We start from the raw sequence: 26,203 nt of genomic DNA, 5'->3' as shown, positions 1-26,203 counted from the left end.
CGTCAGCGTCCGCGGGGGCGACGTAGACCGAGTCGCGCGGCGGACTGCCGGGGCTGCGGGGCGCGCCGGATCGCGACCCGGCGTGGCCTCAGGGCGCGGTGCTCGGCGCGCAGGGCGCGACGCTCGGACGGCTTGATGTTCCATGTCTCCGGCCGCGCCGCCACCCAGCGCTTGGAACGGATCGCGAACGGGATGTGCGCCAGGTACAGGCCGATGAGGACGAGCATGAGCACGTACGGGTAGGTGACCAGCGCGGCCGCCGCGACCGCCACGAGTACCAGGAGGATCACCGCGTAGCGGGGCGGGACGGACACCGACTTCATCGCCAGGGTCGGTATCTGACTGACGACGAGGGCGGCGGTGAGCAGCGTCCAGACGGCCACGACGGGGTAGGAGTCCCACCAGCCCTCGCCCCACTGGATGTGCGCGGCGACCGGCGCCAGAGCGACGAGGGCGCCGGCGGGGGACGGCACGCCGACGAAGTACTCGCGGGCGTACGCGGGCACCGTGTCGTCCTCGAGCAGGGTGTTGAACCGGGCGAGGCGCAGCACGATGCTGACCGCGTACAGCAGGGAGATGATCCAGCCGAACGGGCTGCCGTCCAGCAGCGTCACGTACAGCACGAGGGCCGGGGCCACGCCGAACGCCACCGCGTCGGACAGCGAGTCCAGCTCGGCGCCGATCTTGGTGGTGGCGTCCAGCAGACGGGCGATGCGCCCGTCGAGGGAGTCCAGCACCGCTGCCGCGCCGATCATGCCGAGGGCGGTGCCCAGCTGGCCGTCGAGGGCGAACTTCACTGCGGACAGGCCGGCGGAGAGCGCGAGGATCGTGATGACGCTCGGCAGCAGCCGCACGGCCTGCGGGCGACCGCGGCGTTTGCGTTCCGGGGCTGCCGGGGAGGCGGCGGACGGGCTCACGGCAGCTGGGCGATGACGGTCTCGGCGCCGATCGTCTTCTGCCCGCGTTCGACGAGGAGGGTGCTACCCGGGGGCAGGTAGGTGTCGACACGGGAACCGAAGCGGATCAGGCCGTAGGTGTCGCCGATCGGCAGCGTGTCGCCCGCCTTCGCGTCGCACACGATGCGGCGGGCGAGCAGCCCGGCGATCTGGACGACGGCCACGTCGGCGCCGTCGCGGGTCTCGAGGAGCATGCTGTTGCGTTCGTTGACCTCGCTAGCATCGGCGAGGTCGGCCGAGAGGAACTGCCCGGGGCGGTGCACGACCTTGGTGACGGTGCCGCCGACGGGGCTGCGCTGGACGTGCACGTCGAGCACGGACAGGAAGATGCTCACCCGCGGCCGCGGCTCGGTGCCCATCTCGAGTTCGGCGGGCGGCACCGCGGTGTCGACGAGGGCCACCTCGCCGTCCGCCGGGGCCACGACGACGCCGACCCGGTTGGGTGGCACCCGGTGGGGGTGGCGGAAGAACCCTGCGGTGGCGGCGGCCGAGACGAGGCCGGCACGACGGACCCACTTGCGGTTGCGGCCGAGCGCCGCGACGGCGAGCGGGGCGGCGACGAAGGGGATGCCTGCCGGGTGGAGCGGTGGAATCGTCTTGCGGACCAGTTCGAGAACATGCTCGACGCTGGTGGGCGGTGGGGTTCCGGGGGGTGTGGGCTTTCGGGCCACGGCTCCTCTTAGTGTCGCGCGGTGTGACCCGCGGGCGTGCGGCCCGCGGGCTAACACAGCCTACGCGAGGAGGGTCACCGTGCGAGGGCCGCGCCCTCGGCCTCGTTCCTGATGCGCGCGAGGGTGGCGTTCATGCCGACCACCATGTCGTCGTCGAAGGCGGTCGCGCCACCGAGGACCTTGTCGATGAGGAACTGCGAGACCTTGCTGGTCCCGGTGGGCGCCTCCCGTCGCTGGGTCACCCGGGTGCCGGTGTCGGTGGGCTCGAGGGTGAACGACCAGACGGTGCGGTTCTCGTTGACCCGGAAGCGGAGCAGGCGCCCCGGCTCGAAGGCGAGCACCTTGGCGGTGGTGGGCCACACGAGCAGGCCCTTGCGGTTGACATTGATCGTCTTGGTCCCGACTCCGACGGGTCCGCCGAGCACGGCCATCTTCCGGCACTGCGGGCTCCACTCGCCCATCCGCTTCAGGTCGGAGATCACATGCCACACCTGCTGTGGCGATGCGGCGATCTCGACGGTGGCTTCGAGGGTCTTCGACACGGGGCCTCCCTGATTCTTCGCGTAACCGCGAGTTACAAATACTGCCCGTCGATCATAGCCGAGTCTGTGACGCCCGCCACCTGGACGTGCACCACCCACCCGCGGGGAGAGCCCGCAGTGGACCCCGGCCGGGACGCGTCCGGTGGCCGGCGCCTTCCTGTCCGGTGAGGGTCCGGCCGAGCAGCACCAGGCCCCACGGCCCGATCACCCAGACCGGCCACGGGTACACGGCCGCGCCGACGGCGATCGACACGATCGCCCAAATCGCGAGGTTGATCGTCCCGGCTGCGGCCCAGGCTCCCCACTCGATCCGCTGATGCAGGGGGAGCCGGCGGTCCGCGGTGCGGGCCGGGGCGGGCGGGGGTGCGGGTGGGGCCGGGGGTGCCGCCGGAAGGTCGCTCAGCACCCGGTGCGCCTCGTCGGTGGTGACGGACCGGTACACCTCGCCGACCCGCTGGTCGAACTCGCCGATCGTGAGCCGGCCGGCGGTGAGGTGCCGGCCCAGTTCGTCGACGAGCCGCTCGCGTTCGGAGTCGGAGATCCGGACGCCGTTGACGTATTCCATCGCTGCCTCCTGCGGAGGGTCGAGACCACTGAGGTTCCACAGTGGAATGTCGATACCACCATGGTGGATATGCCACAGTGGAATGTCAAGCCCCCGGGAAAGGTGTCCGCCATGGTCGACCGTCCGCTGAATGCCACCGCGGCTCGTCCGCTCGATGCCACCGCGGCCCGTCCGCTCGATGCCACCGCGGCTCGTCCGCTCGATGCCACCGCGGCCCGTCCGCTCAATGCCACCGCGGCGTCGCTGCTCGGATTCCTGCACGAGGGTCCGAAGACCGGGTGGGATCTGGTGGTGACCGCGCAGGAGCGGATCGGGAAATTCTGGTCGATCACGACCAGTCAGGTGTATCGCGAACTCGCCGCGATGGAACGGGCCGGTCTCGTCGAGGCGGGCGAGGTGGGCCCGCGCGACCGCAAGCCCTTCGCGCTCACCGACTCCGGCCGTGCCGCATTCGCCGAGTGGATCGAACGCGAACCCGGACCGGAGAACATCCGCTACCCGCTGCTGCTCACCGTCGCGTTCGGCAGGCACCTGCCGCCCGGCAGGCTGGCCGAGATGCTCGCCGTCCACCGCGCCGCCCACGAACGCCGGCTCGCCGACTACGAGCGCACCGCCGCCGAGCACCGTGCGGACCCGTACTCGTCGGCGACCCTGGACTTCGGCATCGTCTACGAACGGGCCGTGCTCGAGTGGTTCGGCCGGGTGGCGGACACGCTGGGGCCGGCCTCGTGAACCGGCCCTGGCTGATCGTGATCGGGGGCCTGCCCGCGACCGGGAAGACGACCGTCGCCCGTCGCCTGGCGGCCCGGATCGCCGCCGCCTATCTGCGGATCGACACGATCGAGCAGGCCCTGGTGGACTCCGGTGAACTGCCCCGGCCGCCCCGGACCGCCGGATACGACGCCGGTTACGCCCTCGCCCGCGACCAGCTCGCGCTCGGACTCACCACCGTCGTCGAGTGCGTCAACCCGGTGAAACTCACCCGCGACGCCTGGTGCGCCGCCGCGCACCGGGCCGGGGCCCGGGTGCTCGAAGTGGAACTGGTCTGCACCGACCCCGCCGAACATCGCAGACGCGCCGAGCAGCGTGCCGGAGACATCGCCGGCCTCACGCTCCCCACGTGGCAGCAGATCCGCGGACGACACTACGAGGCGTGGGACCGTGCCCACCTGACGATCGACACGGCTGTGGCCGGTCCCGACGATGCGGTCACCGCGATCCGGCGCGAAGCCGGCCTCTTCGACCCCGATTCGGCGGCGCGCCGGCCGGTGCCGGGGACACAATCCGGATAGCGCGTATCGATCGGGAGGTGGCCGTGGCCGAGGAGGTCGTCGTCGGGGTCGGTCCCGTCTCGACGGACGAGGTCCTGCGCGTGGCGCGGTCCGGCGCGCCGGTCCGGCTCTCCGCGGACGCGCTCGCCCTCATCGGCGCCGCCCGTGCCGTGGTCGACGCGCTCGCCCGCGACCCCCGGCCCGCGTACGGCATCACCACCGGGTTCGGGGCACTCGCCACCCGCCACATTCCCCCGGAATCGCGAATCGATCTGCAGCGCAGCGTGATCCGCTCCCACGCCGCCGGGACCGGCCCCGAGGTGGAACGGGAGGTGGTCCGCGCGATGATGCTGCTGCGCCTGTCCACCTTCGCCACCGGGCACACCGGGGTCCGCCCCGGGACCGCCACGGCCTACGCCGCGATGCTGAGCGCGGGAATCACGCCGGTGGTGCCCGAGCACGGCAGCCTCGGCTGTTCCGGGGATCTCGCGCCGCTCGCCCACGTGGCCCTCGTCCTCACCGGCGAGGGCGAGGCCCGCGACGCCGACGGCATGCTCGTGCCGGCGGCGCAGGCCCTCGCCGCGGCGAGCCTCGCGCCCGTCGTGCTCGCCGAGAAGGAAGGGCTCGCCCTGATCAACGGCACCGACGGGATGCTGGGCATGCTGGTCCTTGCCTGCCACGATCTGCGCGCCCTGCTGCGGCTCGCCGACGTCACGGCCGCGATGAGCGTCGAGGCCCTGCTCGGCACCGACCGGGTCTTCGCCGCCGACCTGCACGCCCTGCGGCCGCACCCCGGCCAGGCCGTGGCCGCCGCCAACATGACCCGGCTCCTCGCCGGCTCCGCCGTCGTGGCCAGCCACCGGACCCCGGACTGCCCGGTGGTGCAGGACGCCTACTCGCTGCGGTGTGCCCCGCAGGTCGCGGGCGCCGCGCGCGACACCCTGACCCACGCCGAGCAGGTCGCCGGACGCGAACTCGCGGCCGCGATCGACAACCCGGTCGTCACCCGCGACGGCCGGATCGAGTCGAACGGCAACTTCCACGGCGCCCCGCTGGCGTACGTCCTCGACTTCCTCGCCGTCGTCGTCGCCGACGTCGCGAACATCAGCGAGCGCCGCACCGACCGGCTGCTCGACGTGGCCCGCAGCCACGGCCTGCCGCCGTTCCTCGCCCACGATCCCGGCGTCGACAGCGGGCACATGATCGCCCAGTACACCCAGGCCGCGCTCGTCGCCGACCTCAAGCGCCTCGCCGTGCCCGCCGCCGTCGACTCGATCCCGTCGTCGGCCATGCAGGAGGACCACGTCTCGATGGGCTGGTCCGCCGCCCGCAAGCTGCGCCGCGGCCTCGCCGCGCTGACGCGTGTCCTGGCCATCGAGGCACTCACCGCGGCACGCGCACTGGACCTGCGCGCCCCGCTCACCCCGGCCCCCGGCACCGGCGCGGTGGTCGCCGCGCTCCGCCGGCACGTGGCCGGGCCCGGCCCGGACCGCCATCTCGCCCCGGAGATCGACGCCGCGGTCCGGCTCGCCGCGAGCGGAGAACTCGTCGCCGCGGCGGAATCCGCGATCGGAGCCCTGGACTGATCGTCAGCGGAGCGGGTCGAACTGCCGCGGCACCGCCGCCCGCGCACCGGTCATCGCGTCGGCCAGCAGGCGGCCGGTCAACGGGCCCAGCGCCACGCCCCACATGCCGTGACCGCCGGCGACGAACACGCGCGCGGAGCGGGTGCCGCCGACCAGCGGCAGACCGTCCGGGGTGCAGGGACGCGAGCCCACCCACTCCTCCGCCCGGGCGGCCCAGTCGACGCCGGTCAGCAGCGGCCGCGCCGCGTCGACGATGGCCTGGATCCGCCGCGGGTCGAGCGGGGCGTCGGGCCGGCGGAACTCCATCATCCCGGCGATGCGGAACCGATCGTGCAGCGGCGTGCATGCGACCCGCTGGGCCGGGAAGTAGATCGGGTTCTTCGGCAGGTGCGCCGGGCGCACGCTGAAGCTGTAGCCGCGACCGGCCTGCACCGGCATCCGGACCCCGAACGGCCGGGCCAGGTCGTTCAGCCGGGCCCCGGTGGCCAGCACCACCGCATCCGCCGCCCGGTCCCCGCCGCCGGTGCCGACCACGCGCACGTCCCGCGGGCCGTCCCGGACCGCCTGCACCTCGAACCCGGTGACGACCTCACCGCCACGGTCGCGCACCGACTCCGCCAGCGCGGCGACGAACCGCGGCGGGTCGACGAACCGCTGCCCCCGCAGCCGGATCCCGGCCCGCACCCCGTCGCCGAGCAGCGGCTCGAGGGTGCGGATCGTGTCCCCGTCGAGCAGGTCGAAATCCACCTCGCCGCCCGCCGCGACCACCTGCCGGAACTCCTCGACGAGCACGCGACGGTCGTCCTCGGACGCGAACGCTGCCAGGAACGGATCCGCCGGGCGGGTCTGCTCGACGACACCGCCGCGGGCCAGATCGTCGTAGGCGCCCAGCGCCATCCGGTTCACCTCGGCGAACACCGCCATCGCCGCGCGCCACCGGCGGGCGGTGCAGTGCCGCGCGAATCCCGCCAGGAACCGCCACAACCGCAGGTCGACCGCGGGCGGCACGTACACCGGGGACGACGGCGTGAGCATCGAACGGATCCCGTACCGCAGCACCGCCGGCTCCGGCAGCGGCAGGGTCAGCGCGGGGGCCAGCCAGCCCGCATTGCCCCACGACGCATCGGCGGCCACCCCGGTGCGGTCGAGCACCGTGACCTCGACGTCGCGCTCCTGCAGGAACCAGGCCGCCGACAACCCGACGAAGCCCGCCCCGACGACGACCACCCGACGAATCGCCATGACGCACTCCCGATCTCGAGGTACCCCATCACCTCCATCATGGACCGTCGCCGGGCTCGGTGCCCGCGAACCGGGGGTGGTCGCCCGCCGGCCGCCCCGTGACGATCCGGTGGATCAGGCGGGCCGCCGCCCGGGCCGTGCGCCCGTCGACGTCGACGGCCGGCGCCAGCTCGGCGACGTCGACGAGCGCGAGCCTGCCGCTGCGCGCCACGACGTCGCACACGTGCTGCACCACCTCGAACGCGACCCCGCAGGCCGCCGGGGCGCTCACCCCGGGCGCCACCCAGCCGGGCAGCACATCGAGGTCGATCGTCAGGTGCACCGCGTCCACCGCGCGGACGAACTCCTCCACGAACGTCTCCACGACGGGCAGGTTCGTCGCGCGGCACTCGTCGTCCAGCAGGTACCGCACCCCGAACTCGTCCGCGGCGGCGAACAGCGCGGCCGTGTTGCTCGGCTGCGCGATGCCCACCACCGCGTAGCGCAGCGCCCTGCCCTGTTCGCGTTCACGTTCGGCCATCTGCCGGAACGGGGTGCCCGACGTGGCGACGGGCGCCGCCCGCAGGTCGAAGTGCGCGTCCAGGTTCAGCACGCCCCAGCGGGTCCCGGCCCGCGCGGCCGCGGACCCGGCCCAGCCCAGGTAGCTGCCGAAGGCCACCTCGTGTCCGCCGCCGAGCACCACCACCGCATGCTCCGCGTCGAGCAGCGCGGTGACCGCCGCGCCGAGACGGCGCTGCCCGTCCTCGAGGGCGCCGCCGCGCACCGCGACGTCGCCGGCGTCGTGGATCGTCGCCGGCGCCGGCAGCGCCAGCGACGCCAGGGCGCGCCGCAACGCGACCGGCCCGTCCGCCGCGCCGGGCCGCCCCTGGTTGCGGCGCACGCCCTCGTCGCTGCGGAATCCGATCAGGACCTGCGCCCGCGCGGCGTCCGCGGGCAGCGGCGAGACCACGTCGTGCCAGCGCAGGTGCTCGGGACCGGGGCCGTCGTCGCGGCCTGTCCACGGCGCCGGCGGCACGTCGACCGGAATCCTCAAATCCGCAGTCCTTCCTGCCAGACCTCCCGGACCAGCTGCACTCCCGGCCGGTACGCCAGGTGCAGATACGACGGCGCGTCCAACGCGATCAGATCTGCCCGCGCGCCCTCCCGGACAACGCCGACGTCGTCGCGGCGCAACGCCGCGGCGCCCCCGGCGGTCGCCGCGTGGACCGCTTCCTCCGGGCTCATGTGCATCTCGCGCACCGCCAGCGCGATGCAGAACGGCATGTTCGTGGTGTAGGAGGTGCCGGGGTTGCAGTCGGTGGCCAGCGCGACGGTGACGTCCGCGTCCAGCAGTGCCCGCGCGTCCGGATACCGGTTGCGCGTGCAGAAGTCGGCCCCCGGCAGCAGCGTCGCCACCGTGCCCGAGCCGGCTAGCGCCGCCACGTCCGCCGCCGTCGTGTAGGTGACGTGGTCCACCGATGCCGCACCGAGCTCCACCGCCAGCTGCACGCCCGGCCCGGGACCGAGCTGATTGCCGTGCACCCGCGGGGTGAGGCCGTGCGCCATCCCTGCCTGCAGCACGGCCCGGCACTGGTCGGCGTCGAACGCGCCCCGCTCGCAGAACACGTCGATCCACTTCGCGTGCGGCGCGCACACGGGGACCATCTCCTCGCACACCAGCCGGACGTAGTCGTCGGGGCGGCCCGCGAACTCCGGCGGCACGGCGTGCGCGGCGAGCAGCGTCGTCTCCGGCGTGAACACCTCGGCCACCCGCAGGCTGCGTAGCTCGTCGGCGACGGACTGGCCGTACCCGGACTTGCACTCGACCGTGGTCGTCCCGGACTGCCACCCCTCCGCGACGAGCCGCGACACCGTCGCCCCCAGCGCGCGATCGGTCGCCGCGCGGGTCGCCGCGATCGTCGTGGCGATGCCGCCGGCCGTGTAGGGGGCACCGGCCATGCGGGCGGCGAATTCCTCGGCGCGCTCCCCGGCGAACACGAGATGCGTATGACTGTCCACGAATCCGGGCAGCACGGCGCGGCCCTGCAGGTCGTGCCGGTCCGCGGCGGCCCCCTCGGGGACCCGGTCGCGCGGCCCCACCCACCGGATCAGACCCTCGCCGACGACCACCGAGGCGTCGACGAGCACCCCCAGCGGGCCCCGGTCGAGTTCCGGGTCGTTCGTGACGAGGCAGCCGATGTTGTCGAGCAGTGTCCAGTTCCGCCCGGGCGACACGGCGTCAGCCCTCCCGCATCGGGATGCGCAGTCCGCGGCGCGCGGCGACCTCGGCGGCACGGGGGTAGCCGGCGTCGACGTGCCGGAGGACGCCGGTGCCGGGGTCGTTCGTCAGCACCCGCTCGAGCTTGCGCGCGGCGAGGTCGGTGCCGTCGGCGATGCACACCTGCCCGGCGTGCAGCGACCGGCCGATGCCGACCCCGCCACCGTGGTGGATCGACACCCACGACGCGCCGGAGGCCGTGTTGACCAGGGCGTTGAGCAGCGGCCAGTCGGCGATCGCGTCCGAACCGTCGGCCATCGCCTCGGTCTCGCGGTAAGGCGAGGCCACCGACCCGGCGTCGAGGTGGTCGCGGCCGATGGCGATCGGAGCGGAGACCTCTCCGGCGGCGACCATCTCGTTGAACCTCAGCCCGGCCCGGTCCCGTTCGCCGTAGCCGAGCCAGCAGATGCGGGCCGGCAGCCCCTGGAACGGCACCGCGCGCCCGGCCAGGGTGAGCCATCGGGCGAGATGCTCGTTCTCGGGGAACAGTTCGAGCACGGCCCGGTCGGTGGCCGCGATGTCCGCGGGATCTCCCGACAGCGCGACCCATCGGAACGGCCCGCGGCCCTCCTCGAACAGCGGACGGATGTAGGCGGGTACGAAGCCGGGAAACGCGAACGCCCGGTCGAAGCCGCCCTTGCGGGCCTCGTCGCGGATGGAGTTGCCGTAGTCGAACACCTCGGCGCCACGATCGAGGAACCCGACCATGGCCTCCACGTGCCGGGCCATCGACCGGCGGGCCTGCTCGGTGAACCACACGGGGTCCTTCGCCGCGAGGGTGTGCCACTCCTCGACCGTCACCCCGCGCGGCAGGTAGGACAGCGGGTCGTGGGCGGAGGTCTGGTCGGTGACGATGTCGATGGGGGCCTGCATCGCGAGCAGCGCCGGCACGACGTCGGCGGCGTTGCCGACCACCCCGATCGAGCGGGGCTCGCGCGCATCCCGTGCCGCGAGCGCCGCGGCCAGCGCCGCCTCGACGCTGTCGGCCTTGGCGTCGAGGAAACCCTGCGCGAGCCGGCGGTCGACCCGGGCCTCGTCGACCTCGACGCAGATCGCGACGCCCCCGTTCATCGTGATCGCCAGGGGCTGCGCCCCGCCCATGCCGCCCAGGCCCGCGGTCAGGGTGACGGTGCCGGCGAGGCTGCCGCCGAACCGCTTGCGGGCGACGGCCCCGAACGTCTCGTAGGTGCCCTGCAGGATGCCCTGCGAGCCGATGTAGATCCAGGACCCGGCGGTCATCTGCCCGTACATCGTCAGCCCCAGCGCCTCCAGGCGGCGGAACTCCTCCCAGTTCGCCCAGTCGCCGACCAGATTCGAGTTGGCCAGCAGCACGCGCGGAGCCCACTCGTGGGTGCGCAGCACCCCGACGGGCTTGCCGGACTGCACGAGCAGCGTCTCGTCGCCGCCGAGGGTCTCGAGGGTCCGCACGATCGCGTCGAATGCGGCCCAGTTGCGGGCCGCCCGGCCGGTGCCGCCGTAGACCACCAGGTCGTCCGGCCGTTCGGCGACGTCGGGATCGAGGTTGTTCATCAGCAGGCGCAGCGCGCCCTCCTGTTGCCAGCCCCGGCACCGCAGCTCGGGACCGCGCGGGGCGCGCACGGGCCGCGGGCCCGGGAGGGCGGAGGGGGTCGTTCCGGTGGCCATGGGGCCTCCTCTCGAAACCGGCGAGGCGCGCCGGCGCCGCGACTCCCTCCCATGACACTGCGGCGGACCGCCCCGCGACAACCGGTCCGGGCGGATGTGTCGGATCCGAGACCGAGCGGCCGGCCGCCGCCCGCCCGGCGGCCCCTTGGAACAGCGGGGCGGCGCGGTCGTACGATTTCGTCGAACGTTCTGCTGTCGAAGGGAACCATCCATGACCACGGGTATCGAACAGCTCGAGTTTCAGGCGGAGACGCGTCAGCTGCTGGATCTGCTGATCCATTCGGTGTATTCGAACAAGGACACCTTCCTCCGGGAACTCGTCTCCAACTCGTCGGACGCGCTGGACAAGCTCAAGCTCGAGGCGTTCCGCAACAAGGACCTGCAGGTCGACACCTCGGATCTGCACATCGAGATCGAGGTCGACAAGGAGCATCGCACCCTCACCGTCCGCGACAACGGCATCGGCATGTCCCGGGACGAGGTGGTCGACCTGATCGGCACCCTCGCGAAGTCGGGCACCGCGGAACTGCGGCGCAAGCTGCGCGAGGCGCAGGAGTCGGCCGCGCCGGAGGAACTCATCGGCCAGTTCGGGGTCGGCTTCTACTCGACCTTCATGGTGGCCGACAAGGTGAGCCTGCTGACCCGCAGGGCCGGCGAGCACGACGGCACCCGGTGGGAGTCGAGCGGCGAGTCGACCTACACGATCGAGACGGTCGAGGGTGCACCCCAGGGCACGTCGGTGACGCTGCACCTCAAGCCGGAGGACACCGAGGATCACCTGTTCGACTACACGGCCGAGTGGAAGATCAAGGAGATCGTCAAGCGCTACTCGGACTTCATCGCCTGGCCGATCCGGATGCAGGTCGAACGCACCAAGCCCGCCGAGGGGGAGGGGTCCGTCGCCGAAGTGATCCGCGAGACGGAGACCCTGAACTCGATGAAGGCGCTGTGGGCGCGCTCGAAGGACGACGTCTCCGCCGAGGAGTACAGCGAGTTCTACAAGCACGTCAGCCACGCGTGGGACGAACCGCTCGAGATCGTCCCGATGAAGGCCGAGGGCACATTCGAGTACCAGGCGCTGCTGTTCATCCCGTCGCAGGCGCCGTTCGACCTGTTCATGCGCGAGCGCAAGACCGGGATCCACCTCTACGTCAAGCGCGTGTTCATCATGGACGACTGCGAGGAGCTGATCCCGGAGTACCTGCGGTTCGTCAAGGGCGTGGTCGACGCCCAGGACCTGTCGCTCAACGTCTCGCGCGAGATCCTGCAGCAGGACAGGCAGATCCGCGCGATCCGCCGGCGGCTCACCAAGAAGGTGCTGTCCACGATCCAGGACATGGCGACCACCGAGAAGGAGAAGTACCGGACCTTCTGGTCGCAGTTCGGCCGGGTCCTCAAGGAGGGTCTGCTCTCGGATTTCGACAACCGCGACACCCTGCTCGCCGTGTCCTCCTTCGAGTCCACGCACAGCGAGGACTCGACGACGACGCTCGCCGAATACGTCTCGCGGATGAAGGAAGGCCAGGACGAGATCTTCTACATGACCGGCGAGTCCCGGCAGCAGATCGAGAGCTCCCCGCACATGGAGGCCTTCCGCGCCAAGGGCTTCGAGGTGCTGCTGCTCACCGACCCGGTCGACGAGATGTGGGTGGGGTCCGTGCCCGAGTTCGAGGGCAAGCCGTTCCAGTCGATCGCCAAGGGCGAGGTGGACCTCGGTACCGAGGACGAGAAGAAGGCCGCGGAGGCCGAGCGCGAGGAACGGGAGAAGGAGTACGCCGACCTGCTGTCGTGGCTCGGCGAGACGCTCGACGAGCACGTGAAGCAGGTGCGGCTGTCGTCGCGGCTGACCACGTCGCCCGCGTGCCTCGTCGGCGACACGTTCGCCATGTCGCCCGCCCTCGAGCGGATGTACCGGGCGTCGGGCCAGCCCGTCCCGCACACCAAGCGCATCCTCGAGCTCAACCCGGACCACCCGTTGGTCACGGCGCTGCGCGACGCGCACGCCCAGCGCGCCGACGACCCGACGCTCGGCGAGACCGCCGAGTTGCTGTACGGCACCGCGCTGCTCGCCGAGGGCGGCGAACTCGACGACCCGGCGGCGTTCGCCCGCCTGCTCGCCGATCGCCTCGCGCGCACGCTGTAACCCTCGCCGCTCCGGCCATCCCCGCCTGTCCGGCCGAATGTCACATCGCGTCGATCGAATCGACGTGGTGTGACATTCGGTCCGTGCGTGGTGGGGGTGCGGCGACCCGATAGGCTCACACCATGGCCGGCGTGGACGGGGTGTTGTTCGATATCGAGGGCGTGATCGTGACGTCGTGGGAGCCCGTGCCGGGCGCCGCCGAGGTGCTCGCCGGGCTCCGCGAGCGCGGGGTGCATCGGGCCTTCCTGACCAACACCACGTCGCGGACCTGCGCGCAGATCGCCGAGAGCCTCACCGGGCTGGGCATGCCGGTCGAGCCCGCCGAGATCGTGACGGCCGCGTCCCTCACCGCCGAGTACCTGCGCCAGACCTACCCGGACCGGCGCTGCTGGGTGCTCAACCACGGCGACGTGGAGGCGGACCTCGAGGGCATCGTGCGCGACGAGGACGATCCCGAGGTGGTCGTGCTCGGCGGGGCCGGGCCGGAGTTCAGCCACCGCGCCCTCAGCCGTGTCGCCGAGCTCATGCTCGACGGGGTGCCGGTGGTCGCGATGCACCGCGGCTCCACGTGGCAATCCGCGGACGGTCTGCGCATCGACACCGGCGTGTACCTGCCCGGCCTCGAGGAACTCACCGGGCAGACCGTCGTCGCGGTCGGCAAGCCGTCGATGCGAGGCTTCCTCGCCGCGGCCGAGCTGATGGGCACCGAACCGGACCGGATGGCCGTGGTGGGCGACGATCTCCACGCGGAGGTCATCCCCGGCCAGCGCCTCGGCATGACGGGAATCCTGGTGCGCACCGGCAAGTTTCGGCAGTCGGTGCTCGACCTCGCGGTCGAGCGTCCCGATCGCGTGATCGATTCGGTCGCCGCCCTGCCGGAGCTCCTCGACACGCTGTGACGCCGTCTCGCTCCGGGCGGGTGTGACCGGTACCCTCGCCGCCGGGGGAGTCGCCCCCGTCCGGGCATCCGAGCCCAGCGAGTCCCGGCCCAGCGCAGAGGAGACCTTGTTGTCCATCCGATCCATCCGTGCCGTCGTAGTCCCCCGCCGCCTCCTCCGGGCCGGTGTCGTCGCCGCTCTCGGCGTCGCGTCGGCCGCCCTGCTCGGCGTGGGTACCGCGACGGCGGCGCCGGTGACGTGCGTGTCGCCGCCGTCGGCCAACGAGATCCTGGTCTCCGACGCCGCCAGCTGCGGCGCGACGGCCGCCGAGGGCGGCACGGCCCTCTCCTTCGCCTCCGAGAGCGGCACCGCGGTGTCGGCGGCGCAGACGGCCGGCGCGGCCGAGGCCCACGCGACGGGGTTCGGGACCGCCCTGAGCGGCGCCCAGAACGGTGGCCGCTCCTACGCGTACGCCCTCGGCGGCGGACTGAGCCATTCCTCGGCGCAGGGCCCGGTGACGACGGTGTCGGTCGCGGGCTGGGGGTCGGGGGCGACGGCCGATCCGACCGGGGTGACCTGCGTCGGCCCGCAGTCGTTCGCCGTCAACACGGCCACCGGTCAGTGGTGCGCCGTCGGAGTCGGTTCCACGCGTCGCTGAGAACACACCGCAGCGGTCTTGCGCGACGGGGGTGGCGGGTGCTCCAGACCTTGCACTCGCCACCCTCGAGTGCTAAGAATGCTCTTGGCACTCGCAACACGTGAGTGCCAGGTCGGGACGGTGAGGCCGGGAATATCGACACCCCTGGTCGTCCGTCGCGGGCACTGCTTCCGGCCGAAGGCGTACATGGGGCGACCCGACGAGCGGTCGCCCTGCGTGTCACCCCCATATCCGGAGGATCACTTCGCAATGGCCAAGATCATCGCGTTCGACGAAGAGGCCCGTCGCGGCCTCGAGCGGGGCCTGAACAGCCTCGCCGACGCTGTCAAGGTGACGTTGGGGCCCAAGGGTCGCAACGTCGTGCTCGAGAAGAAGTGGGGCGCCCCCACGATCACCAACGATGGTGTGTCCATCGCCAAGGAGATCGAGCTCGAGGACCCGTACGAGAAGATCGGCGCCGAGCTGGTCAAGGAAGTTGCCAAGAAGACGGACGACGTCGCGGGTGACGGCACCACCACCGCCACCGTGCTCGCCCAGGCGCTGGTGCGCGAGGGTCTGCGCAACGTCGCCGCCGGTGCGAACCCCCTCGGCCTCAAGCGCGGCATCGAGAAGGCCGTCGAGGCCGTCACTGCCAAGCTGCTCGACACCGCCAAGGAGGTCGAGACCAAGGAGCAGATCGGCGCCACCGCCGGCATCTCCGCGGGCGACCCCGCGATCGGTGAGCTGATCGCCGAGGCCATCGACAAGGTGGGCAAGGAAGGCGTCATCACCGTCGAGGAGTCCAACACCTTCGGCCTGCAGCTCGAGCTGACCGAGGGCATGCGCTTCGACAAGGGCTACATCTCGCTGTACTTCGCCACCGACGCCGAGCGTCAGGAGGCCGTGCTCGAGGACGCCTACATCCTGCTCGTGTCGGGCAAGATCTCGACCGTCAAGGACCTGCTGCCGCTGCTGGAGAAGGTCATCCAGTCCGGCAAGCCGCTGGCGATCATCGCCGAGGACGTCGAGGGTGAGGCTCTGTCCACCCTGGTCGTCAACAAGATCCGTGGCACCTTCAAGTCGGTCGCCATCAAGGCCCCCGGCTTCGGTGACCGCCGCAAGGCCCAGCTCGCCGACATCGCCATCCTCACCGGTGGCGAGGTCATCAGCGAAGAGGTCGGTCTCTCCCTCGAGACCGCCGGTCTCGAGCTGCTCGGCCGTGCGCGCAAGGTCGTCGTCACCAAGGACGAGACCACCATCGTCGACGGTGCCGGCGACGCCGACGCCATCGCCGGTCGCGTGAACCAGATCCGCGCCGAGATCGAGGCGTCGGACTCGGACTACGACCGCGAGAAGCTGCAGGAGCGTCTGGCCAAGCTGGCCGGCGGCGTTGCGGTCATCAAGGCCGGTGCCGCCACCGAGGTCGAGCTCAAGGAGCGCAAGCACCGCATCGAGGATGCCGTCCGCAACGCCAAGGCTGCGGTCGAGGAGGGCATCGTCGCCGGTGGTGGCGTCGCGCTGCTGCAGGCCGCGCCGGTTCTGGACGACCTGAAGCTCGAGGGTGACGAGGCCACCGGTGCCAACATCGTCAAGGTTGCCCTCGAGGCCCCGCTGAAGCAGATCGCCTTCAACGCCGGCCTCGAGCCCGGCGTCGTCGCCGAGAAGGTCCGCAACCTGCCCGCCGGCCACGGCCTCAACGCCGCCACCGGCGAGTACGAGGACCTGCTGGCTGCCGGCATCAACGACCCGGTCAAGGTCACCCGCTCGGCGCTGCAGAACGCGGCGTCCATCGCGGCCCTGTTCCTGACCACCGAGGCTGTCGTCGCCGACAAGCCGGAGAAGGCCGCCGCTCCCGCCGGCGACCCGACCGGCGGCATGGGTGGCATGGACTTCTGATCCACCCCCGACCGTCTTCGAGGCCCGGTTCCACTTCGGTGGGGCCGGGCCTCGTGGCGTCGAGGGCTCGGCCCCACCGAGCCGAGCGGCGGGGTGCGCAGGCCCCGGCGTGCGCGAAGTTCCGGCGGGTGCAGGAATGCCTGCCGGCGCCGGGAAATCGGGGAAATGTTCCGCCGCGCCGAGTGCAGGAGTGCAGTTCGGGGCGGCCGCGCGGCGCTTCCCGGGCAGCCGGGGACGCAATTCTTTTCGTCAAACATTCCGATTTTCCGCACTCACAATGCGGAAATCTTCGCGTTCCGGGATTTTCCGCTCTGCACCTGCGTAAATGCCGCGGAAATGCATCGAGAACAGGGCCGCATTTCCCGGGTGTGAATTGTCTCACCCCCTGAATTCGCCGGCTCGCAGCGCACAATTCGCGGAGCCCGTGCCACACTCGGAATGGTGATCGGGAACGATCCGGTCGCGTGCAGAAGCGGCGGGCCGGAAATTCCGGCCGGTCGAGAAACACGAGACAAAGGAGTCGAACAATGCTCGGATCCGTTCAGGACATTCTCAACCTCCTGCTGGAGACCTTCGGTGACTTCGCCGACATCCTCGGCACGGGCAGCGCGGAGGCCGGTGAGACCACCCAGCAGGCCGTGAGCTGATCGTCGGCCCGAGAGGGAGTCGGAGGGTTTCCCTTCTCGAGCTGCCTCGATCCACAGCACTCGGCCGCAGCGGCACACGTCGTCGCTGCGGCCGCGTGCTGTCCGGGGTTTCCCGGTGTGACCGGCCCGTTCCCATGAGGGGTGATTTTTCCGATTTCTGCGTTCTCGACTCGTGACATGTTGTAACAATGGCGTCGCGGTCGCAGTTCCAGACCGCGCATCCGTGACACCGACGAAATCAAGGAGGAGTCGCCATGGGGTCTCTCGCGGACATCATCGGTTGGGTACTCGAGAATTTCGATCTGCTGGAGGTTCTGGACTCGCTGAGTGCCGGCGACGACTAGCGGCCACCCACCACCTGGACGGAGAAGATCATGCTCGGCAGCCTGCTCGACCTCATCACGCCCATCCTCGAACTGATCGCAGACCTCGGCTCCGGCAGCGCGGACTAGCCCCGGGTCCCAGACCGCAGTCGAATCGCAGCCGCAGGATCTCCTGCGGCTGCGGTCGTGCGGGTGTCCGTCCGGTTCACACCGCCACGGCCGGGGCGACCGCACGCTTCGCCAGCCGCGCCGCGATCGCGGCACACACCAGGAGCTGGATCTGGTGGAACAACATGAGCGGCAGGACGATCAGCCCGATCGGCTGGCCCGGGAACAGCACCGTCGCCATCGGCAGTCCCGTGGCGAGCGACTTCGTCGAGCCGCAGAACAGGATCGTCGCGCGGTCCTCGTAGGAGAAGCCCAGGCGCGGTGCGCCGAACCACGTGATCGCCAGTACCAGCGCGAGCAGCACGAGGCACACGCCCACGAGGGCGAGCAGCCGCGCGGGCGACAGGCTCGACCAGATGCCCTCGTTCATGCCGCGGCTGAACGCGACGTACACGACGAGCAGGATCGAACCGCGGTCGACGATCTTCAGCGGCCTGCCGTGGGCCTTGACCCACCCGCCGATCCAGCGGCGCACGAGCTGGCCGGCGAGGAACGGAACCAGCAGCATAAGCACGATGTCGAGCACCGCAGAGGCGCTGAACGTCACACCCTGCGTGGTCATCGTCAGCGCGACGAGCAGCGGCGTGACGACGATGCCGAGCAGGCTCGACGCGCTGGCGGAAACGACCGCCCCCGGGATGTTGCCCCGCGCCACCGAGACCAGCGCGATCGACGACTGCACCGTCGAGGGCAGCAGGCACAGGTAGAGGACCCCGAGATACAGCGGCTCGGTCAGGACCGCCGGCACGAGGACCTTCGTCGCCAGGCCGAGCAGCGGGAACACCGCGAACGTGGTGGCGAGGATCGCCAGGTGCAGGCGCCAGTGCTTGAGGCCTTCGAGGGCCTCGTGCGTGGACAGGCGAGCCCCGTAGAGGAAGAACAGCAGGCCGATGGCGATCTTCGAGGCCCACGTGAAGGCGGTCAGGGCCGTGCCCTCGGCCGGCAGCAGCGCCGCGATCGCGACAGTGGCGAGGATGCCGACGAGGAAGGGGTCGAGGCGTCCGAGCACGGGGATCCTGGAGAACATGAGTCGACGCTAGGCCACCGCACGCCCATCCAGGAAACCGATCACCGCGATTACTGTAATCACGAATCGTGATTGAATACCGTGGTGTTCGATCCCGTCCACCTGCGCAGTTTCCTGGCCGTGGAACGCGCCCGCAGCTTCACACTCGCCGCGCGACGACTCGGCCTGCGTCAGTCCACGGTCAGCCAGCACGTCGGCAAGCTCGAACAGTCCGCCGGACGCCGGCTGTTCCTGCGAGACACGCACGCGGTCGATCTCACCGCCGACGGCGCAGCCATGCTCGGCTTCGCCCGGGACATTCTCGATCGGCACGACGCGGCCCGGCGGTACTTCTCGGAGTCGCCGATCAGCGGGCGGCTGCGCTTCGGGGCCTCGGAGGACCTGGTGCTGCACGAACTGCCCGCCATCCTCGCGGAGTTCCGGCGCAGTCATCCCCGGGTGGATTTCGAGCTCACCGTCGCGCTGAGCGAGGACCTGCATCGGCGCCTCGACGACGGGGACCTCGACCTGGTCTTCGGCAAGCGCCGGCCGGGGGAACGACACGGGGAGCTGATCTTCCGGGACCGGCTGGTGTTCCACGCCGCACCGGACTTCGTCGTCGAGCCCGACGGGCCGATCCCGCTGGTGACGTATCCGCCGCCGGCGCTGACCCGCGAGATCGCCCTCGACGCGCTCCGGCGCGCCGGACTCGGGGCGCGCATCACCTGCACCACCGACAGCCTCAACGGCCTGCGCGCAGCCGTCCTCGCCGGGCTCGGCGTCGTGCTCCACGCTGCCCGGCTGCCGCCGGCGGGGCTCGTTCCCGTGCGCGCGGGACGACTGCCCGACGCGGGGGAGGTCGAGTTCGTGCTGCTGTCGCGGCGTTCGGTCCTCAACGAACCCGAGCGGGCGCTGCGTGCCGTGATCCTCGCGAACGCCGACCGGCTCGGCCGGGACGGCTGACCGCCGTTGCGCGCGGCGTGCTCCCGTTCTGGCTGGAGGAGCGGGCACACGCCGCGGGGGAGATCGGTGGCTCGTCCCTCTCACTCGGGCAGCAGCATCCACAGCGCCAGGTAGACCAGCGCCGCACCGCCTCCGGTGACGAACGCGGCGACTACCACGCCGGCGCGGACGAGGTTGACGTCGATGCCGAAGTACTCGGCGAGACCGCCGCACACGCCACCGAGCATGCGCTGCGAGCGGGAACGGGCGAAGGGACGGGGACCGGGGGTGCTGTTCTCGAATGTCATGCGACAAGCGTGCCGCCGCGGGCCTGCCGGCCACATCGGGTGACGCCCCGATTCCTACCCTGATCTTTGGTCTCGGGGTTCGTCCTCAGCGGCGCTTGGCGAGCGTCTTCTTGAAGATCACCAGGGGCAGCAGCATCCGGGCGATCAGCGCGACGGCCCACACGATCACCGTCGCGAGGATCCAGGTCGCCGCGCCCCGGATCTGCAGGCCGTCGCTGACGAGCGAGGTGACGATCAGCGCCACCAGCGTCGAGATGAGCGCGCTGCTGCCCAGGAGCGCAGGGGTCTTGGTCACCGCCAGCTGACGCAGCAGGGGGTCGACGAGCATCGCGGCCACGGTGAACAGGACGACGGCGATGACGAAGGCGACGCCGTCGAGCGTCATGCCGGGCAGGACCCAGGCGCCGACGAGCAGCGCCAGTGCGTTGGCGAGCAGTGCGACGACCGTGGACGCGAGCAGACGGACCATGCCAGGAGAGTATCCCCCAGCGGCCGGGAGGGTGAACCGACAAGCCGACAAGGCGGGCCGGAATCCCGGCCCGCCTCGAGGCGCCGGATCGTCGGCGCGGCGCGAGAACTCGTCAGATGCAGACCACCGCCAGGCCCACGCCCCGCCAGACCTGCGTCTCGACGCGCTCGAATTCGTCCTTGTCGTGGTTGTACCGCATGTCGATCTCGGTGCGGTAGCCCCTGTCGCGCTGTTCGGTGACGTGGCAGTCGCCGGACGCCGTGCCGGCGCGGTTGACCACGCCGTACGGCACGCCCTGCGCCTCGAGCGCGGCCCGGGCGCTGTGTTCGCTCATGCCGACCACGTTCGGAGCCGGCTGGGCCGCCGCCGCGGTCCCGGCGCCCAGCAGCACCGCCGTCCCGGCGCCCAGCAACACCGCCGCGGCCGCCGCGCACACGGCCGCGGTGACGGAGGTGTGCAGCAAACCCCTTCCACGGCGGGATCTTTCGGGAACGGAGTGGGAACTGCTCATGGTGGATGTCATGCCTTTCAGCGTGCCGACCGGGGGGCCGGCTCCACATCGGGTGACGCCCCGATCCCTACCCTGATCTTTCGTCTCGGGGTTCGCGTGCGCTGCGCTCCGTAGGATCTGTGCATGGCCGGACCGACGCGTGTGGCGCTCGCCCTGGGCAGCGGGGGCGCACGCGGCTACGCCCACATCGGCGTGATCGAGGTGCTCGAGGAACGCGGCTTCGAGATCACCGGGGTGGCGGGCTCCTCCATGGGCGCACTCGTCGGCGGGCTGTACGCGGCGGGCAAGCTCGACGACTACACCCGCTGGGCGACGTCGTTGACCCAGCTCGACGTGCTGCGCCTGCTCGACGTGTCGCTGTCCGCGCCGGGCGCCATCCACGCCGAGAAGATCCTCGACAAGGTGCGCGAGATCCTCGGCGACACCCCCATCGAGGGGCTGCGGATCCCGTATACGGCGGTCGCGACGGACCTGGCCGCCGGCCGGTCCGTGTGGTTCCAGCGCGGCCCCGTCGACGTGGCGATCCGCGCCTCCATCGCGATCCCCGGCGTGATCACCCCGTACGTGCTCAACGGGCGGGTGCTCGCGGACGGCGGAATCCTCGATCCGCTGCCACTCGCCCCGATCCTCGCCGCCGGTGCCGACGTCACCATCGGTGTCAGTCTCGGGGCGGAGGAGCGCGACGTCGAGGGCGGCGCCCCGGCCCACGCGAGTGCGGAGCCGCGACCGGTCGACGAGTGGATCGGCCGCTTCCGCCGCAGCGCCGCGCAACTGCTCGAGCGCGACGTCGTCCGCTCGGTGGTCGGTCGCTTCGGCAGCGGGCAGGTGGCACGCAGCGATGCCGTGGAGGACCTGGCGCCCGAGGAGACCGAGGTCGTCGACGATCCGGTACCGGTCCCGAAGCTCAGCCGCTTCGAGGTGATGAACCGTTCGCTCGATCTGATGCAGTCGGCCCTGGCCCGGTATCAGCTCGCCGGGTATCCGCCGGACGTGCTCATCCGCGTCCCTCGCAAATCGGGGCGCAGCCTCGACTTCCACCGCGCGGCGGAGATGATCGCGCTCGGCCGCAGCCTCACGGAGTCCGCCCTCGACGCCGCGGGGCTCGGCGTCGCGCCGGTCGCCGAACCGGCTGACCCGGACACCGGAACCGCCTAGGCTGAGCCGGTGGAGACCGTACCGATCCAGCTGCCGGGCGGCACGACGACGCCGGTCCGCCTGTTTCCCGGTCCGGAACAACCGGCCCGCATCGACGTGCCACGGCCCGTGGTGGTGATCCTGCCCGGCCTCGGCATCCCGGCGGGCTACTACGAGCCCGTCGCCGAGGCGCTTACCGGGCACGGGTTCGACGCCGCGCTCTGCGAGCTGCCCGGGCAGGGCGACAGCCGCCCCCGTCCCGGACCCGACAGCGACTACGGCTACCAGGAACTGGTGGCCGTCGACCTGCCGGCGATGTTCGAGGTGGTGCACGAACGGTTCCTCGACTCCACCCCGTACCTCCTGGGGCATTCGATGGGCGGTCAGCTCGGAGCGCTCTATGCCTCCCGCAATCCCGGACGGCTCGGCGGGCTGATCCTCGTCGCCGCGGGCACCCCCTACTACCGTCACCACGCGGGCATCCGCGGGCCGGGGCTGCTCCTCGGGTCCGCGGCGATGTCGATCACCGCGAGCGTGGCCGGGTTCTGGCCCGGCGATCGGCTCGACGTCGCCGGTTTCGGCCGCCAGTCCCGGCTGCTCATCTCGGACTGGGCGCGCCTGGCCCGCAGCGGACGTTTCGAGCCCCGCGGCGCCGACGTCGACTACGAGCAGCGGCTGGCCGAGCTGAGCCTGCCGGTCCTGTCCGTCACCGTCGAGGGCGACGACATGACGCCCGTCCCCGCCGCCCGGCACCTGCTCGAGAAGATGCCTGCCGCGGACGTGACGACGTGGCACCAGTCCCGGCCGCTGGGGCACAACGGGTGGATCCGCGACAACGCGGACACCGTCGACCGCATCGCCGCCTGGTTGAAGGACCGGTGAGCGCGGCCTCCTACCGGGACAGCATGCGCTCGAGGAACGTGAACGTCAGTGCCGCCTTGAAGGCGGCCTGGGCGTTGTCCGCGGCACCGCCGTGCCCGCCCTCGATGTTCTCGTAGTACCAGACCTCGTGGCCCTGTTCCTCGAGCCGGGCCACCATCTTCCGGGCGTGACCGGGATGCACCCGGTCGTCCCGGGTCGAGGTGGTGATCAGGATCGGCGGGTACGCCGCGTCCGGGTCGGTGTTCTGGTACGGCGAGTACTCGCGCAGGAAGGCCCACTCGTCGGGGTCGTCGGGGTCGCCGTACTCGGCCATCCACGACGCCCCGGCGAGCAGCAGGTGATACCGCTTCATGTCCAGCAACGGCACCTGGCACACGATCGTCCCGAACAGTTCGGGATAGCGGGTGAGCATCACGCCCATGAGCAGACCGCCGTTGCTGCCACCCTGGATGCCGAGTCGGTCGGCGGTGGTGATGCCGCGAGCGACCAGATCCCGCGCCACCGCGGCGAAGTCCTCGAACACCCGGGGCCGGTTCTCCTTCAGCGCCTGGGTGTGCCACTGCGGCCCGTACTCTCCGCCGCCGCGGATGTTCGCGATCACGTAGGTGTACCCGCGTTCGAGCCACGCCAGGCCCACGCCGCCGCTGTACGCCGGCACCATCGAGTTCTCGAATCCGCCGTATCCGTACAGCAGGGTCGGCGCCGGGGACGAGGTGTTGCGGCCCACCACGAAGTACGGAACCTGGGTCCCGTCGTCCGAGGTGGCGAAATACTGTGTGACGCTGACATTCTCGGCGTCGAAGAACGCCGGGGCCTGCTTGATCGACTCCAGCGGGCTGCCGACCGTGCCGGACAGCAGCGTCGCGGGCACGGTGAAACCGCTGGAGTTGAGGAAGAATTCGTCGCTCTCGAGCGGGTCGACGTCGATCACGGAGGTGGAGGTCGCGGCCGGCACGTCCTCGAGGGGCCGATCGGTCCACCCGTCCGCTCCCGGGGTGAGCATCCGCACCTCGGTCTGCACGTCGCGCAGCGCGACCACCAGCAGGTGGTTCCGCGTCCAGGCGTACTGTTCCAGCGAGGTGTGCGCGTCCGGGGCGAACAGCACCGTCATCTCGCGCGACCCGGCCAGGAACTCGGGGTAGTTCGCGGCCAGCAGGGTGCCCGCCGGATGTCCGAGCCACGGCGACCGGGTCCTGATCAGCAGGTGGTCGCGGTACACGGAGACCTTCGCGTCGTCCGGGGCCTCGATCCGGACGAGTTCCCCGTCGGGCCGCAACTCGAAACGGTGCGACGTGTAGAAGTCGATCGCGCGCTCGACGAAACTGCGCTCGAAGCCGGGGGTGCGGTCGAACCAGGCGGAGACGGCGACGTCGGACTTGTCGCCCTCGTACACCGTCTCGGCCTCGGACAGCGGGGTACCGCGGCGCCAGCGCTTGGCCAGGCGCGGATACCCGGAGTCGGTGAGCGAGCCGTCGCCGAAGTCGGTGCCGACGTACACGGTGTCCGCATCGATCCAGCCGATGTCGGTCTTCGCCTCCGGCACCGTGAAACTGTCCGGTCCGTCGACGAACTTCCGTGACTCCACATCGAACTCGCGGATCACGGTGGCGTCGGCGCCGCCGCGCGACAGGCCGATCAGGGCCCGGGACTGGTCGGGCCGCAGCACCTGCGCGCCCGACCACACCCAGTTCTCGCCCTCCGCCTCGGCGACCGCGTCGAGATCGACCAGCACGTCCCAGTCCGGGGCGTCGCGCAGGTATTGCTCCATGGTGGTGCGCCGCCACAGACCGCGCACGTGCCGAGCGTCGCGCCAGTAGTTGTACAGGTACTCGCCGCGACGCCGCGCGTACGGAATGCGCGCGTCGGTGTCGAGGACCTCCCGGATCCGGGACTGCAGCGTCTCGAACGCCTCGGTGCGGGTGTACTCGTCGACGGTGCGGTCGTTGTGCGCGCGCACCCACCCGAGTTGCTCGTCGCCGGTGACGTCCTCGAGCCAGAGGTACGGGTCCTTCGTGTCGTCGGTCATGGGTAATTGTTACTCATCCGGCCCCGGGCGACCCGGTGGGGACCGCGGCGCGCGACAGGAACGCCCCACCCGCCACACTGGCGGCATGCAGCTCCACCCCTCCGACGCCCAGCGGGACTGGCTCGACGACCGCGTCCGCGGCGACCAGTTCCTGCTGTTCTGCTTCGAGGGGCCGGCCGGCGACCCGGACCGCCTGGTGGCGGAGCTGCGGCGACGGGCGTCGGCCGTCGCCGAGCTGCGGCTGCACGCCGTGGCGGTGCCGGGCGATCTGGACTATCCGTACTGGGCGGCCGGGCCCGTCGGCGCCGACCGGTTCGTCGTGCACCGGCTGCCGGATCCGTCCTGGCCGGGCGTGCAGGAGGCTCTCGGTGAGCTGCTCACCGACCGGCTCGACATCCGGGCCTCGCCGTGGCGGCTGCACCTGCTGCCCGGCGTGACGGGGGCACCGCGCTGCACCACGGCCGCAACCGTTGTCGTGCTGCAGGTTTCGCACGCCTTCGCGGACGGTACCCGCGCGTCCGCCCTGGCCCGGGCGTTGCTGTCCGGCACCGCCCTCGCCGGCGACGGGGCCCCGGCCGGGCCCGAGGCGCCGTCGGTGCCGGTGATGCTGTTGCGAGCCGCGGCCCGGGTGCCGATCCAGCTGGGCTCGCTGTTGGTGACGGGGGCCCGCGCGGGCCGCGCCGAACGCGAACTGGCCGATCCGGCCGTCCCGCCGCCGGCCCCGGGATGCCCGCCGAGCGCCGTGAACACCGACCCCGGCCCGCGGCGCGCGGTGCGGACGATCGTGTGCCCGGCGACGGACCTGCGCACGGTGGGGACCGTGACCGTCGGTGCGCTGACCGCGATCGGGTCCGCGCTCGCCGAGTTCCTCGGCGACTTCCCGGCCGACCGGCTCGGCGCGGAGGTGCCCGTCGCTGTCTCTGGAAACAGGTTGTCGCGCAACGCCTACCGCAGCACCGGCGTCCGGCTGTTCGCGCACGTGCGCGATCCCCGTGAACGCGCCGCGGCCATCGCGGACGACCTGGCGCAGCGGCGGCGACGGATCACGCATCCGGCCATGGATCTGCGGGATCGTCCGCTCGCGCACGTCCCGGCACCGCTGCTGCGGTTCGGGCTCGCCCGCGCCGACTTCGGCGCGGTGCCGCGGACCGTCACCGGCAACACGGTCGTGTCGAGCGTGTACCGCGGCGCGGGCGATCTGGTGCTCGGTGGCGCCGTCGTGCGCTTCACCGCCGGTTTCCCGGGCCTGTCGCCCGTCATGGGACTGACCCACGGCGTGCACGGGATCGGCGACGTGGTCACGCTGTCGGTCACGACCAGTCCGCAGGTGATCGAGCCCGGGGAACTGGACCGGTACGGGACCGTGCTGCGTGCCGCCGTCGCGCAGGTGGCGCGCGCGTAGGGAAGGTGCGCCCGGACCGCCCCGGGCGCTGTCGAGCAACTGCTTGGTTCGGGGCGGTTGCGACTGTAGCGTGCCGGTCGGAACCGGATCGACGAGG

General features: G+C 71.6%; 24 protein-coding genes. 11 read left to right on the top strand and 13 right to left on the bottom strand.

From position 1 onward, the window contains the following. Nucleotides 1-2: 2 nt before the first annotated feature. The 4 genes from ACWPOB_RS15795 to ACWPOB_RS15780 form a co-directional block, all read right to left on the bottom strand. Nucleotides 3-917, bottom strand: coding sequence for a CDP-alcohol phosphatidyltransferase family protein (locus ACWPOB_RS15795; RefSeq protein WP_455401387.1), 915 nt, complete (start codon nt 915-917; stop codon nt 3-5). Further along, a complete protein-coding gene (locus ACWPOB_RS15790) occupies nt 914-1,627 on the bottom strand; it encodes a phosphatidylserine decarboxylase (RefSeq protein ID WP_006932415.1) in 714 nt (237 codons plus the stop codon). Before ACWPOB_RS15790 ends, ACWPOB_RS15795 begins: the two co-directional genes overlap by 4 nt. Before the next feature lie 74 nt (nt 1,628-1,701). Then, nucleotides 1,702-2,169 (bottom strand): SRPBCC family protein, encoded by a 468-nt coding sequence (locus tag ACWPOB_RS15785; RefSeq protein WP_100058705.1) that lies wholly within the window; start codon nt 2,167-2,169, stop codon nt 1,702-1,704. A gap of 52 nt (nt 2,170-2,221) precedes the next feature. Further along, nucleotides 2,222-2,734 carry a DUF1707 SHOCT-like domain-containing protein gene (locus ACWPOB_RS15780; RefSeq protein WP_455401386.1) on the bottom strand — a complete coding sequence of 171 codons (513 nt, stop codon included), beginning with the start codon at nt 2,732-2,734 and terminating at the stop codon, nt 2,222-2,224. A 111-nt stretch (nt 2,735-2,845) separates the two neighbouring features. Between ACWPOB_RS15780 and ACWPOB_RS15775 the strand changes: the two genes are divergently transcribed. The 3 genes from ACWPOB_RS15775 to hutH are packed head-to-tail and all read left to right on the top strand — an operon-like array spanning nt 2,846 to nt 5,591. Further along, nucleotides 2,846-3,466 (top strand): PadR family transcriptional regulator, encoded by a 621-nt coding sequence (locus ACWPOB_RS15775; protein ID WP_455401385.1) that lies wholly within the window; start codon nt 2,846-2,848, stop codon nt 3,464-3,466. Then, nucleotides 3,463-4,026, top strand: a complete 564-nt coding sequence (locus ACWPOB_RS15770; protein WP_455401384.1) for an AAA family ATPase — start codon at nt 3,463-3,465, stop codon at nt 4,024-4,026. The genes ACWPOB_RS15775 and ACWPOB_RS15770 overlap by 4 nt, the downstream gene beginning before the upstream one ends. 17 nt (nt 4,027-4,043) lie before the next feature. Further along, nucleotides 4,044-5,591, top strand: coding sequence for a histidine ammonia-lyase (hutH, locus tag ACWPOB_RS15765; protein WP_455401383.1), 1,548 nt, complete (start codon nt 4,044-4,046; stop codon nt 5,589-5,591). Nucleotides 5,592-5,594: 3 nt separating this feature from the next. Here hutH and ACWPOB_RS15760 read toward each other — a convergent pair whose 3' ends face one another. From ACWPOB_RS15760 to hutU, 4 genes are read right to left on the bottom strand one after another with little or no spacing between them, the layout of a single operon-like run. Then, entirely contained in the window at nt 5,595-6,833 is a 1,239-nt protein-coding gene (locus tag ACWPOB_RS15760) for an NAD(P)/FAD-dependent oxidoreductase (protein ID WP_455401382.1), read from the bottom strand. Nucleotides 6,834-6,870: 37 nt separating this feature from the next. Then, nucleotides 6,871-7,866 carry a formimidoylglutamase gene (hutG, locus tag ACWPOB_RS15755; RefSeq protein ID WP_455401381.1) on the bottom strand — a complete coding sequence of 332 codons (996 nt, stop codon included), beginning with the start codon at nt 7,864-7,866 and terminating at the stop codon, nt 6,871-6,873. Then, complete coding sequence (hutI, locus tag ACWPOB_RS15750) at nt 7,863-9,047, bottom strand: imidazolonepropionase (protein WP_455401380.1); 1,185 nt, start codon at nt 9,045-9,047, stop codon at nt 7,863-7,865. Before hutI ends, hutG begins: the two co-directional genes overlap by 4 nt. A gap of 4 nt (nt 9,048-9,051) precedes the next feature. Next, nucleotides 9,052-10,734 (bottom strand): urocanate hydratase, encoded by a 1,683-nt coding sequence (hutU, locus tag ACWPOB_RS15745; RefSeq protein ID WP_455401379.1) that lies wholly within the window; start codon nt 10,732-10,734, stop codon nt 9,052-9,054. Between the two features lie 211 nt (nt 10,735-10,945). Here hutU and htpG point away from each other — a divergent pair, with 211 nt between their 5' ends. The 4 genes from htpG to groL all read left to right on the top strand — a co-directional run bounded on the left by htpG (nt 10,946) and on the right by groL (nt 16,288). Continuing rightward, complete coding sequence (gene htpG, locus ACWPOB_RS15740; RefSeq protein ID WP_455401378.1) at nt 10,946-12,877, top strand: molecular chaperone HtpG; 1,932 nt, start codon at nt 10,946-10,948, stop codon at nt 12,875-12,877. A 122-nt stretch (nt 12,878-12,999) separates the two neighbouring features. Continuing rightward, nucleotides 13,000-13,776 carry an HAD-IIA family hydrolase gene (locus ACWPOB_RS15735; RefSeq protein WP_006932403.1) on the top strand — a complete coding sequence of 259 codons (777 nt, stop codon included), beginning with the start codon at nt 13,000-13,002 and terminating at the stop codon, nt 13,774-13,776. Nucleotides 13,777-13,885: 109 nt separating this feature from the next. Then, the gene (locus ACWPOB_RS15730) at nt 13,886-14,413 is read left to right on the top strand and encodes a DUF6764 family protein (protein WP_455401377.1); all 528 of its coding nucleotides are present in this window, start codon (nt 13,886-13,888) and stop codon (nt 14,411-14,413) included. Nucleotides 14,414-14,662: 249 nt separating this feature from the next. Beyond that, nucleotides 14,663-16,288: a chaperonin GroEL gene (groL, locus tag ACWPOB_RS15725; RefSeq protein WP_006932397.1), complete on the top strand. Its 1,626-nt coding sequence runs from the start codon at nt 14,663-14,665 to the stop codon at nt 16,286-16,288. Nucleotides 16,289-17,463: 1,175 nt separating this feature from the next. Here the strand turns inward: groL and ACWPOB_RS15720 are convergent. Then, on the bottom strand, nt 17,464-18,453 hold the full coding sequence (locus ACWPOB_RS15720) for a bile acid:sodium symporter family protein (RefSeq protein WP_455401376.1): 990 nt from the start codon (nt 18,451-18,453) through the stop codon (nt 17,464-17,466). An 84-nt stretch (nt 18,454-18,537) separates the two neighbouring features. Between ACWPOB_RS15720 and ACWPOB_RS15715 the strand changes: the two genes are divergently transcribed. Continuing rightward, nucleotides 18,538-19,395 carry a LysR family transcriptional regulator gene (locus ACWPOB_RS15715; RefSeq protein WP_455401420.1) on the top strand — a complete coding sequence of 286 codons (858 nt, stop codon included), beginning with the start codon at nt 18,538-18,540 and terminating at the stop codon, nt 19,393-19,395. Between the two features lie 80 nt (nt 19,396-19,475). Here ACWPOB_RS15715 and ACWPOB_RS15710 read toward each other — a convergent pair whose 3' ends face one another. From ACWPOB_RS15710 to ACWPOB_RS15700, 3 genes are all read right to left on the bottom strand, one after another. Then, nucleotides 19,476-19,682, bottom strand: coding sequence for a PspC domain-containing protein (locus ACWPOB_RS15710; RefSeq protein WP_029545293.1), 207 nt, complete (start codon nt 19,680-19,682; stop codon nt 19,476-19,478). 85 nt (nt 19,683-19,767) lie between these two features. Further along, complete coding sequence (locus ACWPOB_RS15705; protein WP_455401375.1) at nt 19,768-20,151, bottom strand: phage holin family protein; 384 nt, start codon at nt 20,149-20,151, stop codon at nt 19,768-19,770. Between the two features lie 112 nt (nt 20,152-20,263). Further along, entirely contained in the window at nt 20,264-20,611 is a 348-nt protein-coding gene (locus ACWPOB_RS15700; protein WP_455401419.1) for a PASTA domain-containing protein, read from the bottom strand. A 174-nt stretch (nt 20,612-20,785) separates the two neighbouring features. On the opposite strand from ACWPOB_RS15700, the gene ACWPOB_RS15695 reads away from it, so the two are divergent. Both ACWPOB_RS15695 and ACWPOB_RS15690 read left to right on the top strand, forming a co-directional pair. Then, nucleotides 20,786-21,817, top strand: coding sequence for a patatin-like phospholipase family protein (locus ACWPOB_RS15695; RefSeq protein ID WP_100058043.1), 1,032 nt, complete (start codon nt 20,786-20,788; stop codon nt 21,815-21,817). Nucleotides 21,818-21,826: 9 nt separating this feature from the next. After that, complete coding sequence (locus ACWPOB_RS15690; RefSeq protein ID WP_100058044.1) at nt 21,827-22,678, top strand: alpha/beta hydrolase family protein; 852 nt, start codon at nt 21,827-21,829, stop codon at nt 22,676-22,678. A 10-nt stretch (nt 22,679-22,688) separates the two neighbouring features. Here ACWPOB_RS15690 and ACWPOB_RS15685 read toward each other — a convergent pair whose 3' ends face one another. Next, nucleotides 22,689-24,704, bottom strand: a complete 2,016-nt coding sequence (locus ACWPOB_RS15685) for a prolyl oligopeptidase family serine peptidase (protein WP_455401374.1) — start codon at nt 24,702-24,704, stop codon at nt 22,689-22,691. Between the two features lie 85 nt (nt 24,705-24,789). Here ACWPOB_RS15685 and ACWPOB_RS15680 point away from each other — a divergent pair, with 85 nt between their 5' ends. After that, the gene (locus tag ACWPOB_RS15680; RefSeq protein ID WP_455401373.1) at nt 24,790-26,106 is read left to right on the top strand and encodes a wax ester/triacylglycerol synthase domain-containing protein; all 1,317 of its coding nucleotides are present in this window, start codon (nt 24,790-24,792) and stop codon (nt 26,104-26,106) included. Nucleotides 26,107-26,203 lie beyond the last annotated feature (97 nt).

It is taken from the genome of Rhodococcus sp. 2H158, from assembly GCF_053764755.1.
The sequence above is the reverse complement of the archived record's forward strand: the minus strand, read 5'-3'. Positions and strand labels throughout refer to the sequence as shown.